A 17,322-nucleotide genomic window follows, 5' to 3' on the forward strand; every position below is an offset into this window, starting at 1 on the left:
GAGGTGCTCATACGGCGGCCTCCGCTGCTACGTGCGGCGTTCCGCTCACGCCTTCGAGCAGGCTGGTGATCTCCGCGGCAACAGCGTTGGGGTCCGATTGGCCCCGAACCGACTCCTGCAGCGTGACGCGGGGCTCCGCCTGCGATACGATGTCGTTTGCGATAGTCAGAAACGACATGGTGCGCTGGATCAATCCGAGGTCGAGCGATCCAAGCGCATTGAGCAATTTGGGGATCTGCTCGCGATCCGCTTCGTCGACGATCGTCGCCGTCTTATCCACCAACTCGACGAAGCGGCTGGTCTGGAACTCTGTCAGGCGAATCTCGAACTCGCTGAGCTTGATCGCGACATTGGCAGGCCAGCAGTTGGTCTTCTGCAGCAGCGGGATGATTTCGCGCAGGTCAGCAACGAAAGCGCTCTTGTCGAAGCTCTCGTCGACATAATCCGCGATCTCGCTGCGGAAGGCACGAAGCTTGGCGATGACCGCCTGGAGCCTTCCCCAGATGCGCGCGTCGGTCATGGCTGGAATGAAGGTCCGCGCCTCGTCCGGCAATCCTTCCGGGAGCCCCGCCGGCGGATCTCCGGCAAGCACGTCGAGCAGCCGGGGGCTGTCAACCGCGAAGGGCTTGCTCCCGGCGCCCTGGAAGCTGGCGCTGCGATCGAGCAGCAGCTCCTGCAGGATCGTGCGCGTGCTCCGGCCATTGACCGACCCTGTCGCCTGGGCGCGAAGCTGATCCCAACCTTCTTCGAAGGCTTGCGTCTCAACCTGCGGCGGCGCCGCGAACAGCCCGCGCAGAAGCGATTCGGCGCCAGCCGGCCGCACCGGAGGGGACAGCCCCACGATCCGCGATTGATTGAGCAGCGCACGGCCGATCACCGCTGTCTGCGCATTTGCTTCCGCAACGAGCATCGGGACCAACTGCGCGACCAGACGATCGACGATCGCAGCGCTCGCAACATAGTCGAGATCTGCCTCAGGATAATCCCAGCGATGACCGTTGAAGCCGAACCGCAGCGCACCGAGAAAGCCTTCGCGCAGCGTTCCGTCCTCGTCGTCGTGGCTATCGCAAACCACAAGGATGCGCCCGCCGACCGGATTGTTGCGCGCCCCGGCGATCGAGAGCCAGGTGGCCTTGATCTCCTGATCCGGAATGCGAAGCGCCGGCCAATTGATCGCGCCCTTCAGCATCGCCGCCAAGGCGCTTCGCAGCTCGCGCGCGTCAGCCTGAACCAATTCTGTGCCCGACGCCCAAGCATCCAGCTTCTTCGACCAGTCCGCGGCACGCGGATCCTGCTCTGCTCGTGCCGACGCAGGAGCAGGAGCCGCAGATGGCGGAGTCTCTCCGAGGGCCGGCGCTGCCGGCGAGGTGGGCGGACTGGGTGTCGGGACGAACGGCACATTGGCGAGTTCGGCCGGGGTCGGCAGCGAAAAGGTCGAGAAGATCGCCGGCGGCACATGGGCAAGCGCAGCCTTATCCGCCGCATTGCCGGCCCACACGGCCAGGGCGGAAGCCAGACGCCGCTTGACGGGCTCGGGCTGGCTTGCCTGCCGGACCAGCCCCGCGAGATACACGTTCGGGCGCAGCCCGTGGAATTCAGGCGGCGGGAAATTTCCGCTGACGAACGTGCCCCGCATGAGCAGCGGACGGCGAAGGATCTCGTTGATCACCCGGCGCGGGTTGAAGATGAGCCGGTTTGCCTCTGTCAGATGCCGCTGGACGAGTTGCTCGATCGCCAGACGGTTGAACGGAAACAGCGCATGTCCGCGCGCGGAGAAGCCAAAGGCCGTTAGCGCCTCGGCTTCTTCGTCGCTCTGCTCTTCGTCCTGCCAGGCCGGCAACCAGCCGGTGAGCCCGTCGTCGGCACCGCGGCGATCGAAGCGTTTGCGCAGGCCGTCTTCACCCCAGCGGGCCGCATTCAGATAGGCGCCGACCATTTCGATCACGGCACCCTTGATCTCGTCGTCGCTCTGCTCGCGGTGGCCGATCACCCAGACGCGTTGCGCCCGCGTCAGGATCGTGTCGCGCGAGGCGAGATAGCCATCGGTGAGCGCGAGCGCCGTGCGCATGGTGGCGCGCACCTTCTTGCCGTCATGGGTGCCTTCCTGCACGCAGACCTTGAGCAGCACATCCTGAATACCCGACAGCGCGGCAAAATCCTCGACGAGCAGCACCAGGTCCATATCGTCCTTGAGCAGGATCTCACGGATTCCCAGGATGATGTCCTGCAAGGTGATCCCACCGGTGCTCTGCTCGAGCTGGAAGACATTGCCGATCGCGGTGTCCACGATCGTGTTGAGCAGGTCGGCCGCGGCCTGGCGGCGGCGCACATCCTGGACCGCGAGTTGGGTCTGATAGTAGGTCTTTACCGGCAGCGCCGCTTCGTTGAGATCGATCGTGTCTGGGAGAAGCAGATCCTCGGCGAAGAATTGCGATTGGGTCTCGTCTCCCTCCGCGCCATCCTCCCGGCCCCGCAGAGCGCGCGCTACGACCCGGGCGAGGACGGTCTCGTCGAAATGGTCCTTGAGCGCCGCGTCCCCGAACAGCTTGGGCAGCATCTGGGCATGCCCGATCAGCGGTCGCAACTCCGCTGCCCGGTCCTTATGTTCGCGGGCCTCCAGCAGGAGCGACTCTGCTCGGCTCGCCAGCGCATTTTCGATCTGCGCGCGGAACAGCACCACGGCCTTGCGCTTGTCGACCTCGGCGACCGCGCGCGTCAGTTCCGATCGCGACTTTTCGAAGCGCGGATCGCCTTCCAGCGGTTCGAGGATGAGCTCGACAACGCGTCGGAGGCTCGCGCTCTTGGGAATACGGATGATGTGGAGACGCTCGCGCTTGGGCGAGCGCTGAAGCTGCGCGTCGAGCCAGCGAATGATGTGCGACTTGCCGACGCCCGAAGGGCCGGTGATCGGGAACAGCAGATATCCGCCCGGCACGTCGTCGGACAGAAAAGCATCGAGCAGTTCCTGCTCGCTTGCCTGGGCCTCGATGTTCGTACCGGCATTGCGCGTCGTGAGCGGGGCCGGCTGATGAACCGCCAGCAGGACCGACACATCCGCGGTTTCGGCCTCGTTCTTGATGCACGCGTTGACCTCGTCGGCCTCCGGCCAATATCTCTCGAGCATCAGCGCACCTTTCCTGTCTGCACCAGGGCCACATGCGACACGTCTTGCCAGATGCGCGCATTGCTGCCGGTGAGCGACACGACGCCTTCGGTGTCGCTTCTGCTCGAAAGCGTGATCAACCCCTCACGATCAAGGCGCTGGATCGCCCGCGACAGCGACGAGGAGACGAGGCCGGTACGCAGCCGGGGCCAGGCGCTCTCCTTCAATGCGGCCTCGACCTGGACCCGATAGGCGCCCCCGTCGAGGACCGGCAGCACCCCCGCCGCCCGCTCCACGAAAGCGGGAGCGGACAATTCCCGGTTCGATCCGAATATCTCGGGGAGCGCCTCGCGCAGCGCCTGCGTCGGGTCGACGACCCACTGCATACCGTCGCGGGCGAACCCCAGATACAGCATCCAGGTCTTGAGGCCGTTCCAGCGCGTATTGTTCTGGGCGATCTTCTGCGCGCCGCTATCGACCAACTGCCGCCCCTCCAGTTCAGCCAGACGGTCTGAATTGACATCGAGCGTATAGACGTCCTGGGCGAGCATCCAGGCCACGCCGCGCGACAGGTCCGCGCTCTTGGCGCCCTCGCTCTCCCAGAAACGCGCGTTGTTTGCAGGCTGCAACGCCACCGTCCGCGCCACTTTCGGGAGGCGGGCTTCTGCCTCGTCGGCATTCTTGCCGAGCGCAGAGCGGTACGGCTCGGCAATGATAACGGACCCGTCTTCCTCACCGAACAGACCAAGTTCGGTCCAGCGATTCAGCGTTCTCGTCAACTGGCTGGTATCGAACGCGTCGGCGGCGCCGCCACATGCAAGGATCAGATCCTCGCGACTCTTTGGCCCGAAGCGGACGAGCGCGCGAACCAGCACGATCAGGACGTTGAACAGCCCGTCGCTGGCTTGGTTGAGGATACTCACAGACGCGCTCCGAGCTTGAATTGATCGACCGCCAGCACATTGGAACCGGTGTCGGCAATGCGGCGCGCGAAGTTCCATGGATCCGGCGTCGAGGCCGATGCCATGATGACATGCAGCGGTCGCTTCATGATGAATAGATGTTTCGGCAGTGTCGCACCCGTCGCGTCCGTCCAGAGCGTCACCCGGGGAAGCTCGTAGGACGAGGGGCGAAGCACTTCTTCTTCGAGCGTCTGCAGCAACAGCACATGATCCTCGCTCTGCTTGTGCAAGGCCGACAGCGCCGGATTGCGCTGGCGAAATGCCGCGGAGGTCGCGATCTCGCGCACGCCGAACATCGCGACGAAATCGCGCAGCAGGCCGACGACCGCAGCATCGTCGACCGGATCGTCGACAGCCAGGATGATCGGCTCGTTCAAGTCGAGCTGCGGGAAACGGCCGGCAAAGAGGCCGAGGTCGAACCGGCCGACCTGCTCGATCCCGTAGGCGGGCGGCGCCGAATAGTCGGTGTCAGCCGTCCCCGCGCGGCGATGCACCGGACATCCCCCGCACGCTCGCGACACGATCACCGAGCGCCCCGGCGCGTTGCTGCGATAGAGCCGGTCGAGCAGCAACGAAACCTCGGTCGACCCGCTCAGCAGCTTGTCCAGCAGTTCACGGTTTTCGGTCGCCGCATCGAACGAACGCTGCCGTTCCTGACCGATCCGCGCGACGAACCGTTCGCGGCTGAGATGCCCCAACTCCGCCAGGCCGACGACGGTGCGTTGGAAATATTCCGACCAATGCTCATCGCTGCGGAGCTCGAACGCTGCTTCGCTCTCCTCCTCTTGCTGCGCGATGCGGGCCGGAGGCTGCGATTCAAGGCCAAGCACGCCGGCTCGCGCCATCATGATCAGCGTGCGCATGTTCCAGGACTGGTTGTAGTCAGACTGCCGCCGCAGCCGCGGAGGCACGACGGCCAGATCCACCTCGAGCAGCTGCCCGATCGTGTCGAGCTGCGTGCTGCGACCATACATGGTCGACCACCGCTCGAACGCGAGATCGTCGCTGATCAGGGTCGGCGACGCGATCTGATTCGCGGTCTCCTGATCTTGGCTCGAGTAGATCAGGAACGAGGTCGACGGACAGCCATCGCGCCCGCCGCGTCCCACTTCCTGGTAGAAGCGATCGAGCGTCTCGGGCACGGCGGCATGGATGACCGTGCGAACGTCGCGCTTGTCGATGCCCACTCCGAAAGCCGAGGTCGCGACGATCCCATCGAGGCGGTTTTCGGACCATTGGTCGATGATGCGACGTCGATCGGCATCGGCTGTCTCGCCATGAAAGCAGTCGATCCGCGCATAGCCCTTGCCGCGCAGCAATCTCACCCATCGCTTTGCGTCGCTGCGCTTGGTCACGTAGAGGATGAATGGCCGCGGCGCGTGGCTGAGGAGTTCGAGGACTTTCCGATCCTTCTCGTCGGGATCGTCTTCGCGGTGCACCCAATATTGCGGTTCCGGCCGAAGATGGACCGAGGCGACCATCTGGACCGTGCGCGCCGGCCCGAACAGTGCGTCGATCGTTTCCACCGTGTCGGGCGTCAGGGTCGCCGACATAAGGATCGTCCTGAACCGCCGGCCGCCGGGGCACGCCGCGAGCAATCCGCGGCGCACGCCCGCCAGCATCTGAAAGGCGGGGCGGAACCCATCGCCCCATTGGCTCACCAGATGGGCTTCGTCGACGATAAGGTAGGAGATCAGCCCGGCGCGCGCCGCATCGTAAAGCGAGGGCAGCAGCGCGCCCGTCACCGCCTCTGGCGAACAATAGAGAATGCCTTGGCGGCCCTCACGGATGGCGGTCTTGATCGCGGCGCGCTCCTCCGCGCCGAGACCGGCATGCCAGGCAAGCGCGGGCACTTCGCGGCGGGGAAAGCGGCGCTTGAGCATCTGCTTCATTTGCCGCGCCTGGTCGAGCACCAGCGCGGTCGTCGGCACGACACAGAGCGACAGACCGCCTTCAAGGCCTCGCGCGAGCACCGGAGCCTGGGCGACGAAACTCTTGCCCGACCCGGTCGGCAGAGCGACCACCAAGGTCTCTCCGGGCGGCAGCAGAAACGCGCTGCGCACGGCTTCGCGCTGACCTGGAGACACATAGGTGTCGAAACCGCTCGCCTCGCCAAGAAACGGATCGATCGGCCGCTGCCAGTCGAGCCGCACATTCCGCTCGGCGAAGACATCCTCGAAGACCGGATTGTCGCTGTCCTCGAGCCAGGCCGCGCGCCACGGCCGCGCTTCGACCAGGAAATGTCCGTTTGCTTCGCTGTGCGCCCGAATGCCGAACACCGCCCAATCATCTCGGCTGGGCCAACCGGCGCCAGACGGAACGCGCAACTGCGCCTGCTGACCCGCGCGCAGCGACTGCCGGCGCAGCACGTGCCGGAAAAGCGCCATCGCGTCGGGTAGACTGTGCAGCCGTCCCGACGCCCGAGACGCGAGAAGAATCTGGGTCAGCCTGTCGAAAAGGCCATCGGCGGCTGGCGGCTCGGCCTCAAGCTTGGTGAGGTCGAGCAGAATGTCCTGCAGACTGCCGAAATCATGCACCGCCATTAGATGCCGCCCGAAATTCGGTCGGTCGCCGATCGGCTCGCCGATATGAAGATCGCGCCGATCGTATCGAGCCGCACACGCGGGGCGTTGATCCCGGCTCGCACCGCGGCGGCGAGCTGCTCCTCGAATGCAAGCTCGGCGCTTTCCGCTTCGGTCGCACCGGCTCGGGCCCGGGCTCGCAATTGCCCGAGCCGCCCCTGATCGACGCGGGCCGCGCGCTGCTCTGCCTGGCCAAGGCTCGCGACCAGCTCGGGGTCGCCACGAAGCACCTCCTCTGCCGTCACACGCGCCTTTCCGCAAAGCTCTCCCCAATAGGCGAGCTCCGGCAGCTGCATTTGCAGCAGGCGCTGCCAACGCCTGACGTTCAAATTGAGATCGACGGCGCCGCTACGGTCCGGCTCGACACCATAGGGGCGACCCAAGCGCGCGAGCAGCGCCTCATCCTTCACCGGCGCCAGCTCGCGATCGAGCCAGATCGAGCGATAGAAGGGCGCAAGGGCCATGTCGCCGCGCCGACCGAGTGCCGCCCGGGCCGCGCTCGTATCGCGCTCATGGGCCGCCAGCACCTCGTCCGCCGCCGCGGTATCGACCTCCAGGACGAAGTCGAAGCGAAAGAAGAATTCTGCGAGCGGGTCGCCGACATGGTCCGGCGCGAAGCGCCACATCGCGAAAGACCGCCCCCGATCATCGGCTTGCGTGAGCGCAGTCATGCCGCTGATCAAAGCGTCGCCGTAGCGGAGCAGACCAACGCCGTTGACGCGGGCCGCACGATTGAGCGCGGTGCGCCTGCGGAATGTGTAGGGGATGGTCCGGATCGCCCGCCCGAGCCTCGGCCCGGGCCGCAGATCGAGCGCCTCCGCACACTGCGCCATAAAGGCAGGTAACGGAATGAGCGTATGCCGGTTCGAGGTCGAATAGACGTAGCGGAACGGTGCCGCCATGCCCGCCGCCGCAACCGGGCCCGCCTCGTCCGCGCGGCCGAACTGCAGTGTCTGCTCGAGCCAGATCGCCGTATCGCTGGCGATCGACTGCCAATCCTCATCGAGTTCGGAAAGCTCATCGACCAGGTCGGTCGGAGGCGTGCCGAGCGCGTCGAGCGCGTCCTGTTGGTCGATCGATTTGATCTCGCGCTCGATGAGGCCCTGCTCGCCGGCGCTGCTCTCGGTGAGATCGGCGAGGGCCTCGGCCCCGTCGGTGAAGAGCGCGCGGGCTATGTCGCGCACCGTCTGCTCGATCAGATATTGAAGACTCGCAACCGACCGGTCGAATACTCTGAGGGCGGTATTGAGATAGCCGACCCAGGCCATTTCCAGGGGGTCGTCCTCGCAGGCCAGCACCAGCGAGCGCACCGCCTCGCCCGATCCGTAGCGGTCCGCCCGTCCGAGCCGCTGCTCAATCCGGTTCGGATTGAGCGGCACGTCATAGTGGACGACCACCTTCTTCCCGCCTTGGAGGTTGAGGCCTTCCTCGGCGCGGCGATCGCAGACGAGCACCGGGTGATCGGCGGCTCCGGCGAACGCTGTCCACGCATCGTCCTGTGGATCGTGCCGATCGACCGTAATCCTGAACTCATCCCGGATACGCTTCGCGAGCGCATCCGCGGTCTTGGCGTCGGAGCAAAAGATCACGCACTGTGCGTGGCTGCGCACGAGGGACGCCAGCGCGCCGAGCAGCGCCTCCGCGCGGTCTTCGAACAGCCCGGCACGTCCCAGGCACCGATTGATCTCCGCAAAGCGTTCGGGATCGCCGATCATCGCCGCCTGGCGAGCCAGGAATCCGATCATCCCCGGGCCGGAACTCGGATATTGCGAGGCCCGGTCGAGCACCTGCCAGAAGGCGCGCACACGATCGCCCCAAAGTTTCTCCGAGCCTGCCGCGTCGAGCTTGATGGCCTCGTCGAACCGCCAGTCATCGATGGCCACGGTCAGCGCGGCACGATCTCTGCTGCGATATCGGACGATCTCGGCGCCGGCTCGGTCGGGCGTCAGCCCTCCGATACTCCGCCGTCGATGACGCAGAATGCGGCGATGCAGCCGGTAGACTTCGCTCAAATGGGCGTGAAGCCGTCCGATCGCCTCGATGAGGGCAGGATCGTCGGGCTCCGGCATCGTGTCGATGACGCCGCGCAGGTCGCTCGCATGCTCCTGCAGCAGTTCATCATCGGGGAAGAGAGCCGCCAACTGGTCGATCGTATAGTCCAGGTACATCGCATTTTCGGGCGTCAGGCCCGCGACGATCTCCGCCAGCGCCTGGCGGCTCTCGACCTTGCGACGAAACGCATCCTCGCCGCCGAGCGGATAAGTGGCAGCGTCGAGCAAGTGCAGCATTTCGAGGAAGCCGCGTTCATTGTGCAGGGCTGGCGTCGCCGACAGGAGCAAGACCCGGTCGATCGCCGGGGCCGCAGCCGCGACGTCTGCGTAAATCCCGCCGACGCCGCCCGCCTTTCGCTCGGTCAGATGGTGCGCTTCGTCGATGACCAGCATCGTCGCCTTTGGCAGGAGCGCGCGGATGCGGTCGTCGTCGTCGAGGGCGACCACATGGAGGTTGCGATCGAGGCAGCGCTCGAGGAAGAACTTGCCCGCAAGCTCGCTCCGCCACTGACCGACCAACGCCGCAGGCACGATCACGAGGATGCTGCACCTCTGCTGCGCGTCGAGGATACACTGACGGATCAGCACGCCGGCCTCGATCGTCTTGCCGAGGCCGACCTCGTCCGCGAGCAGATACCGCTGAACCGGATCCTGAAGGATGCGTCGCACCACCTCGATCTGGTGCGCCTCGAGTTCGACTGCCGACGCCAGGAGCGCCGACATGCCCATCGATGCTGCCCGCTGGCGCGTCTGCGAGCGGATGAAGGTGCTTCGTCCATCGGAGAAGCGCGGGCTCTCATTGATCCGGTTGGCGAGAAACGGTGTCGGATCCTCGATGGGGCGAGCCCAGCGCACGAACACGGCCTCGAGCTTCAGGTGCTTCGCCTTGCCATTCGGAAACTGGATGAGCTGGCTGTCGCCATGATCGTCGAGCAGCCGACCGATCTCCCACGCGCCGGCTGCCTCGTCGAAATGATAGACGCGGGTCTGCTCGGCGAGCGTTACCCGCTCGATCAGATCGTGTTCGATCTCATGGACGACCGGCTCGGAAGTCGGCGAATCGAAATACTCGACCGCGCAGAAAGACCCGCTTCGATCGATCTGCTTGCCAATTCCCAGCGATGCATACTGCCCCCCGGTCGACCGAACGAACACTGATTCCCCCGCTATTCGATCCTCTTATGCCATCATCGTTGATGATTCATTTGCCCAATCGTCACCTGTCTGCAGCTGAAGCGAAGGCTTCCCAACCCTTTGATCGCAGCTCGCAGGCGGGGCAGCCACCGCAGCCATAGCCCCAGTCGTGCAGAATTTCGTGCTCGCCGCGATAGCAGGTGTGCGTACCCGTCCGGATCAGTTCGACGAGCGGCTGTCCGCCCAACCGGTCGGCCAGGGCCCATGTTTGGGCCTTGTCGAGCCACATCAGCGGCGTGTGCACGACGGCGCGGCTGCCCATGCCGAGGTTGAGGGTGACCTGGAGCGACTTCAGCGTGTCATCGCGGCAGTCCGGATATCCGGAGTAATCGGTCTCGCACATGCCCCCGACGAGATGTCGAAGCTGGCGGCGTGACGCGAGTGCGGCCGCGAGCGTGAAGAACAGCAGGTTACGCCCCGGCACGAAGGTGTTGGGAAGCCCATCGTCGCGCAGTGCAATTTCCGCTTCTCGAGTAAGCGCCGTCTCGCTCACCTGACCCAGCACCGAGAGATCGAGCATATGATCGGGACCGAGCCGATCGCTCCATTCCGGATCGAGTTCAGCGACACGGGCCCGGAAATCGCCGCGGCACTCGAGTTCCACGCGGTGGCGCTGGCCATAATCGAATCCGACGGTTTCGACTGTTTCGAACCGGTCGAGCGCCCAGGCCAGGCAGGTGGCGCTGTCCTGCCCCCCGGAGAAGAGCACCAGCGCGCCCGTGTCGGGGGTCACGCCGACGCCTCCTCGCCCCAATAGGAGCAGGTTTCGCCGCTGCTGTCGCGATGGACGCTGACCCTATGGAGATTGTGCACGACCGGGTGCAGCCGATCCCAGATCCACCGGCTGAGATTCTCCATGGTGGCGGGACCAAGATCGTTGATCTCGTCGAGGAAGCGATGATCGAGCGCATCGCGCGCATCCTCCATCGACCGTTCGAGCAGACCGAGATCGACGATCATGCCGGTGACCGGATCGGGGCGGCCGCGCACCGCGACCTCGGCGCGATAGCTATGTCCGTGAATGCGTCGACTCGACTCCGTGTCGATCGACCGTTCGAGCGTGTGAGCCGCGTCGAATCGAAATTGCTTGCTGAGTTCGAACATCAGCGGATCCCGATCATCTTGTGCGACTGGAGCGACAGGCGCCAGCGCGGGTTGTTGGTGCAATAGGCGATCGCCGCCTCCAGGTTGGTTGCAGCTTGCGGCGAGTCCATCGGCTGAAGGAAGAAATAGTCGAACGCGAGATGCTCGAAGCGCTCGGGCGCCGCCTTTTCCTGCGGATAGACCAGCTTCAACTCGTCGCCCGCTCGCAGCACCAGTTCGGCATCGGCCTTGGGACTGACACAGACCCAATCCAGACCCGCCGGGGCGGCCTGCGTTCCGTTGGTCTCGATCCCGACCTCGAAGCCGCGCGCATGGAGCGCATCGACCAGCGATTGATCGACCTGCAGCAAGGGCTCGCCGCCGGTGAGAACGACATAGCGGCCCGGACGGCTGTCGCCCCATTCGGCCTCGACCGCGTCAGCTAGGGCGCCTGCATCGGCGAAACGGCCGCCGCCGCTGCCGTCGATGCCGACGAAGTCGGTATCGCAGAAGCTGCATACCGCCTGGCCCCGGTCGATCTCGCGGCCCGACCACAGATTGCAGCCGGCAAAGCGGCAGAACACCGCTGCGCGGCCCATCTGCGCACCTTCGCCCTGAAGCGTCTTGAAGATCTCCTTGACGGCGTAGCTCATGACGGGGCCGCCGTCGGTTCGAGCAGCGGAGCCGGGGCGAGCTTGGCCTTGCGCCGAAGGTCCGCCTTCACGAGCCCGACCAGATAATGCTTCAAGAGCGCGACGTCGCGATTGACGTTCTGCAAGCTGTTCCACCGCCGCACTTCGCCCTCGAGGTGCCACTCTCCGCTGGTCCAGGCGGTCTTGTCCTTGAGGGATGCAAGGCCATCGCGGAAGTCCTCCACACTGCGTGCGCCGGCGCGCTCGGCAAGCACTTCCATCACATCGCCCATTGCCTGAATGCCCGCGCCATGCAGCAACCGCGACGAGTTCGGCTTCTGGCCGTGCCAGGCCTCGGGCCAGGTCTTCTTCACGGCCTCGAAGAAGTTCGACACGAGGCGAACGCAGCGTTCCACGCCTTTCGGACCGCGAATGAGTTCGCGCATCACGCCGTTGCTGAGCGATTCCATGATGATCTTCTGCATCACGGTATCGGCGATGATGCCCTCGGGGCATGTGTGCTGCTTGATATAACCCCTGAGCGCGGTGTTCTCGAAGTTGAGGCGCGCCGTCAGGTCGGATGCCGTCGAGCGGCGGCTGAGCCGCGGCGGGAGATCCCCGACCGTCGGCAGCAGCTCATAGATCAGCGATTTGGGCAGCGGCTTGGTGTTGTTGATGAGCACGAACTGGCGGCGCAGCTCGGCTTCATCTCGGCAGATCAACGCCGAGACGAACACTTGGAAGTCGCGGTCCAGATCGGCCAAGGCCGAGAGCCGCTGCTGGCCGTCGACCACCAGCCCCGGAGCCCCCGCGCTCATGTCGATCGACAGCCGCACGACGCCGGTTTCCAGCCCTTCCACCGAAACCCTTTCGGTGAAGGCGACCACGATCGGATTGGGAAGAACGGCGTCGGGCTTTTCGAGATAGTCGCGAATCTCGCGGATATGGGCCGCGACCTGCGGGCGCTGAAATCCGTTGAGCTCGCCCTGCGCGTCCCGCCCGATGCGATCGATGGTCGCAAAGCGCAGCACATCCGCGGCTTTCGCCGCGAAGCTGAGCACTTTGTGCTCACTGCTCTGCTGCGCACAGACGGCGAGGTAGGTCATCACTTGGTTCAACAGCACGCTTCAAATCCAGTCGTTCGATATGGTCTTGGTAGACCGCGAGGTTGTGGATCCCGCGGCGTTTGTTGCGATTGCTGCCGCGAAAGATGATGACATCGATCGCGGCGTCCCGGCAGATCTTGCAGGAACATTGCTTCCAGGGCCGCTCCGTCAGGGTCGCGCGGTAGCGCTGCGCGAGCCGCGCCAGTGTCGGACTGTCCTTGCAGTCCTCGTGCGGCTTCTCCTCGAACAGCGGCGCACTGTAGACGAGAACGTGGTGCAAGGTCTCCTCGAGCTCGGCCTCGCCCCGATCGAAGGCGCGCAGCGCACCGAGCGCCAGCGCTTCGAGCCTGACCAGGTCCTCGGCGCGGAACATGCCCTTCTTGACGGCTCGTTGCAGCTTGGGATTCTCGATCGCCTGCGGCACCCGGATCGAGGTGAAATAGCGCAGCGCCAGCCCATCACCGGGCAGGTAATAGTTCTGCTTCGCGTCCTTGAACGCACGGATGAGCGGCGAGGTCGTGTCGAAGCTCGAGATGTCGTAGCCGTGGAAGCTGTCGATATCGTCGGCCTTGGCGAAACCCAGGATGTGGAGGCGAGTCGAGGCGGGCACCGCGTGACGGATCGCTTCCAGGCAGAGCTTGATCTCGGGCGATTTGAGCGGAACCATGCCGCCGAGCGCGAGATAGTCATAGCCCATGGCGACGAGCCGGCGCGCCGCGTCCGCCATGCTGTCCGGCGACCAGCCCTGGACCACGCCGAGGGGGGTGAAATCCGCGTCCATCGCTCTGGCTTCGCGCAGGAAACCCTCGGCATTCTCCAGCGTGATATCGAAGCGCTGCCGGGCCTCGGCCGACCCGCCGCCCATGCCCACAAGGCCAGCATCGAAGTCGAAGATGATATGGTCGACCGAGGCGCCGTGGGTGAAACCGCATTCGTCGTAGAATTCGGCCATTTCCGCAGGCGTGTAGGGCGGCCGCTCGTCCTGGACATAGGTGAAAGCGCCGCAGTCGCCGAATATCTCGAGATGGGCGAATTCCGGCTTGTCGAGGCGCAGGAACTTGCGTGCGCCGACCAGCCGAAACCGGCGCGCCTGGCTCGCGGTATACTTGCCCTTCACCCGGTGGTCGCCGACAATGCCGCGCGAGACCAGCACCCCGTCATAAGGGGCATAGCCCAATATCTCGTGCGGATAGGCATCGTCCCAATAGGGCTGGCGCTCCGCCGGACTGCGATCGGCGATGAAGTCGAACGCGGGGTCCACATAATCGAGGCTGTCGGCGAAGATAAATTTCATGCTGCCGCCCGCGCGAGATCGCGCTCGATATGCATCAGATGATCGCTGAGTTTGGTGATATGCTGCGAGGTCGACTGGATCTCGTTCCAATCGAGCCCCAAGCCCTCCCACGTGCCGCCGGTCCAGCAGCAGCGCGGCGCCATCCGCGCGAGCATCGCGCGCACCGCCGCCGCCTTGTCCGGCGACGCGTCGGCGCGCAGCATGATCGTGTCCATCAAGGCCCCCATCGCGCGGATGCCCGCCGAGTGCATGAGCCGGCTTTCCGACGGCGGCTTGCCCCATGCCTCCGGGAAGGTGTCGCGCACCGCGGACCAGTAGAGCACGAGCGCGTCGTACATCGCCGCCGTGTCGTTGCCGTCGCCATTGTGCTTGAACTGGCCGAGCGCGCCCGCCGGAGTCTTGAGGCTCGCCTTCATCGTCTCGATGAGGGCATTGTCGGTGACGATCCCGGCCCGATCCTTGGCGTCCGACTCCCGCTTGATCAGCCCACAGAAGGGCGAGTTCGGATCGGTGTTGAGCGCTTCGCACAGCGCGCTCGGCAACTGCCGGGCGGCAAGATCACGCGGCAGGAGCACGCTGACTTCGGGCAGAAGCTCGTTGATCAGCCGTGTGGGCAGCGGCCGCGCCTTGTTGACCAGGATGAACTGCTCGCGCTGCGTCTCGAGCGCATCCGATACGAAGCCGACCACTGGCACGGCGATCGTCCGGTCCTTGGCGGCGCTGAGCGCGAGCGAGCGCTGCTGGCCGTCGACGATCCATGCCGCCCGGCGTCCCTCCGGGTAGATCGGGATCGAAAGCGTTCCGGCGTCGCCCACTTCGCACAGATTGCCGGGCGAACGCCCGCGTGCCGACGCAAATTCGACTTCCGGCGAGAGGGCGAGGATGATCGCATTGGGGAACAGCACCGGGCCGCTGTCAAGAAAGGCGGTAATTTCCTTGACGTGGTCGCGGATCTCGCGCCGCTGGAAACCTTTCAATTCCTGCTCATCACGACGAATGCGGCTAATGTCTGCAACGCGATTGATGTCGGCACCGTAGAGGAAAAAGGCGAATATGCTCGTGCCCGAGCCCTGCTCAGCGCGCACCGCACGCACCTTGAGATATTCGCGCCCGTTCATGCGCGTTCACGCCGGACGATACGCGCCAGTTGCGCAAAGCGGCCCTGTTCGCATGCTATGCCGAGATCGTCCCGAAACCGGCGCAGCAGCCGTGAGGAGCTTCCCCCTTCTGCGTCCCAGTTCGCGCGGATCAGGTCGAGCAAGGCTGCATCGTCATGACGAGTCCGAGCAAACTGCGTCGGCAGCCGCCAGCCCTCTAACGCGTGCGACACAGCTTCGGCATGCGCGTGCGCGTCGCGCGCATCCACGTTATCCGCAATCACCTCGGCGAAGTGGCGCAGAGCCCGGCCGGCAAAGTCGCTACGCGTTCCGCGATTTGAGCTGTCCGGACCATCGAGCCTGTCATCATAGGGCATGAGAAAATCGCGCAAAGTCGCCGGAATTTGGTCGGCTGGTGCGCGTGTGAAGAGCCGCAATCGCGCCAGCACGGTTCGGGGCAGCGACAGAAGATCAGCAGCGATCATATCGATATAGGCTTCTGAGAGCGCAGCGCAGATCAAACCGTCGTTCCGCGAGGCGACATCGTGCAGCGCGACGGCGAATGGCGAAGCTTGGTTCAGCTTTCGCCACCAAGCCGCGGAATCAAATTCGCCAATGATCCGGGCAGAAATGCTGTCTGGCGCGCCGATCAGCACGGTGCAGGCATAAGGCGGTACCGATGCCTCCGCGTCGATAAGGCCGAGCCCCGCGGAGACAACCATCAACCTTGCGTCGAGTAACCTAGCCGCGGCGATCGCTTCCCTGAAGCTGCGGCCCCCATAGATTTCGTCGCCGCGAAAACGCGCTCGCTCGCGGGCAAGCCGGCGCGCCCAATCGTCGGCGAGATTGGGAAGGTCCGCCTCCGGGAGAGCGGCCATATGGAGACTGTCGGAAACCGGCTTGCGCTTGCGATTCGTACAGGCGGTGATGACAAGCGTCACAAAATGAGGCCCCCCAATGCCCTCGAGCGATTGAATTTTTGTATAGCGTTGGGTGCCGGTTTTAGCCAGAATTAATGTCGGCAGGCGCTCATCAAATCAGCGCATTAAATGCTCGATTCCGCGATGCTTTGCGGATTCAGGCGTCCCATTTTGTCGGCGCAGGGCAAAAATTTCGGGTGTCCGACGGCCCCGGAAGTTGTGAGAACCGCGCTTGAGAACGCGCGCCGATAACGGCCATCCGGCGCCGCCGAACGCGGAAGGCATAGCGCCTAAATCATTGGATCGACAACCTGTGCTTGCCAAGCGGGACTCGGTCGCCGAAGATTCCTCTTGATGAGAAAGGATGTCGATCACCTACCGGCGATTCAACAGGGCGAACTGGAGCGTGTCCAGTGCGTGCTGATGGAGGAGTTCGCCGAGGCGATCGGCAGGGCGACCACCGAGAGCCGGAAGAACGGCAAGATCCTCAAGATCATCCTGTTCGGCTCCTACGCCCGGAACGATTGGGTCGACGAGCCGGAGAACGGTTACCAGTCCGATTTCGACCTGCTCGTCGTCGTCAACCACGACGACCTCACCGACATTGCGCATTACTGGTACGTGGCCGAAGACCGTATCCTGCGCGACGCCGCGATCGCGCGCCCCGTCAACATCATCGTCCATTCGCTCGACGAGGTGAACCAGTCGCTCAAACGCGGCGAGTATTTCTGGGTCGATATCGCCCGCGACGGGATCATCCTGTACGAGCTGCCATGCCATCCGCTGGCGACGCCGATGCCGCTCACGTCGGCCGACGCCTATCAGATGGCAGCTGGCTATTTTGGAGAGTGGCTGCCGAGCATCGATCGCGCCTTATCCACGGCCAGTGACCAAGTCCAAAAAGGGGCGGACGACCTTGGATGGCGAAAGGATGCCGCCTTTACGCTGCACCAAGCAGTGGAGCGGGCCTACATCTGCTTCCTGCTGGTGCGAACGCTCTATTTCCCGCGCTCACACAACATCAAATTCCTGCGCTCGCTCGCCGAGGACAGCGAACCGCGTCTGATCGAAGCGTGGCCGCGCGAGCGCAGGATCGACCGGCGACGCTTCCAGCTACTGAAGCGCGCCTATGTCGAGGCGCGCTACTCCACCGCCTATGAGATCACCGTCGAGGAACTGAACGCAATCCTCGGCTCCGTGCGCCAGCTCCGCGACATCATCGAGCAGGTATCGCGCGAGCGGCTCGATCACCTGCGGAGCGTCGCCGGCCTGTAGCCGCCACGGACGGTTTTCCAGCC

12 protein-coding genes are annotated in these 17,322 nt (G+C 64.7%); 1 reads left to right on the forward strand and 11 read right to left on the reverse strand.

All coding sequences use genetic code 11. From position 1 onward, the window contains the following. Positions 1-7: 7 nt before the first annotated feature. The 11 genes from dpdH to ACFQ24_RS11235 form a co-directional block, all read right to left on the reverse strand. Positions 8-3,124 (reverse strand): protein DpdH, encoded by a 3,117-nt coding sequence (dpdH, locus tag ACFQ24_RS11185; RefSeq protein ID WP_096341769.1) that lies wholly within the window; start codon positions 3,122-3,124, stop codon positions 8-10. Next, positions 3,124-4,026: a protein DpdG gene (dpdG, locus tag ACFQ24_RS11190; protein ID WP_096341770.1), complete on the reverse strand. Its 903-nt coding sequence runs from the start codon at positions 4,024-4,026 to the stop codon at positions 3,124-3,126. Before dpdG ends, dpdH begins: the two co-directional genes overlap by 1 nt. Next, positions 4,023-6,608, reverse strand: coding sequence for a protein DpdF (dpdF, locus tag ACFQ24_RS11195; RefSeq protein ID WP_096341771.1), 2,586 nt, complete (start codon positions 6,606-6,608; stop codon positions 4,023-4,025). The genes dpdG and dpdF overlap by 4 nt, the downstream gene beginning before the upstream one ends. After that, on the reverse strand, positions 6,608-9,853 hold the full coding sequence (dpdE, locus tag ACFQ24_RS11200) for a protein DpdE (protein ID WP_096341772.1): 3,246 nt from the start codon (positions 9,851-9,853) through the stop codon (positions 6,608-6,610). The genes dpdF and dpdE overlap by 1 nt, the downstream gene beginning before the upstream one ends. 61 nt (positions 9,854-9,914) lie before the next feature. Then, positions 9,915-10,625 (reverse strand): 7-cyano-7-deazaguanine synthase QueC, encoded by a 711-nt coding sequence (gene queC / locus ACFQ24_RS11205; protein ID WP_096341773.1) that lies wholly within the window; start codon positions 10,623-10,625, stop codon positions 9,915-9,917. Continuing rightward, the gene (locus ACFQ24_RS11210) at positions 10,622-10,996 is read right to left on the reverse strand and encodes a 6-pyruvoyl trahydropterin synthase family protein (RefSeq protein WP_096341774.1); all 375 of its coding nucleotides are present in this window, start codon (positions 10,994-10,996) and stop codon (positions 10,622-10,624) included. The genes queC and ACFQ24_RS11210 overlap by 4 nt, the downstream gene beginning before the upstream one ends. Further along, a complete protein-coding gene (gene queE / locus ACFQ24_RS11215) occupies positions 10,996-11,628 on the reverse strand; it encodes a 7-carboxy-7-deazaguanine synthase (RefSeq protein WP_380911220.1) in 633 nt (210 codons plus the stop codon). The genes ACFQ24_RS11210 and queE overlap by 1 nt, the downstream gene beginning before the upstream one ends. Beyond that, a complete protein-coding gene (gene dbpB / locus ACFQ24_RS11220; RefSeq protein WP_380911222.1) occupies positions 11,625-12,731 on the reverse strand; it encodes a DGQHR domain-containing protein DpdB in 1,107 nt (368 codons plus the stop codon). Before dbpB (ACFQ24_RS11220) ends, queE begins: the two co-directional genes overlap by 4 nt. Continuing rightward, positions 12,676-14,007, reverse strand: a complete 1,332-nt coding sequence (gene dpdA, locus ACFQ24_RS11225; RefSeq protein ID WP_096341777.1) for a tRNA-guanine transglycosylase DpdA — start codon at positions 14,005-14,007, stop codon at positions 12,676-12,678. The genes dbpB (ACFQ24_RS11220) and dpdA overlap by 56 nt, the downstream gene beginning before the upstream one ends. After that, a complete protein-coding gene (dbpB, locus tag ACFQ24_RS11230) occupies positions 14,004-15,125 on the reverse strand; it encodes a DGQHR domain-containing protein DpdB (RefSeq protein ID WP_096341778.1) in 1,122 nt (373 codons plus the stop codon). The genes dpdA and dbpB (ACFQ24_RS11230) overlap by 4 nt, the downstream gene beginning before the upstream one ends. Further along, positions 15,122-15,760, reverse strand: a complete 639-nt coding sequence (locus tag ACFQ24_RS11235; protein WP_380911224.1) for a hypothetical protein — start codon at positions 15,758-15,760, stop codon at positions 15,122-15,124. Before ACFQ24_RS11235 ends, dbpB (ACFQ24_RS11230) begins: the two co-directional genes overlap by 4 nt. A 618-nt stretch (positions 15,761-16,378) precedes the next feature. Here ACFQ24_RS11235 and ACFQ24_RS11240 point away from each other — a divergent pair. Continuing rightward, complete coding sequence (locus ACFQ24_RS11240; RefSeq protein ID WP_096341780.1) at positions 16,379-17,299, forward strand: nucleotidyltransferase and HEPN domain-containing protein; 921 nt, start codon at positions 16,379-16,381, stop codon at positions 17,297-17,299. The last annotated feature ends 23 nt before the right edge of the window (positions 17,300-17,322 follow it).

Origin of the sequence: Sphingobium olei, assembly GCF_042678845.1 — a bacterium.
GTDB classification, from domain to species: Bacteria; Pseudomonadota; Alphaproteobacteria; order Sphingomonadales; family Sphingomonadaceae; genus Sphingobium; species Sphingobium olei.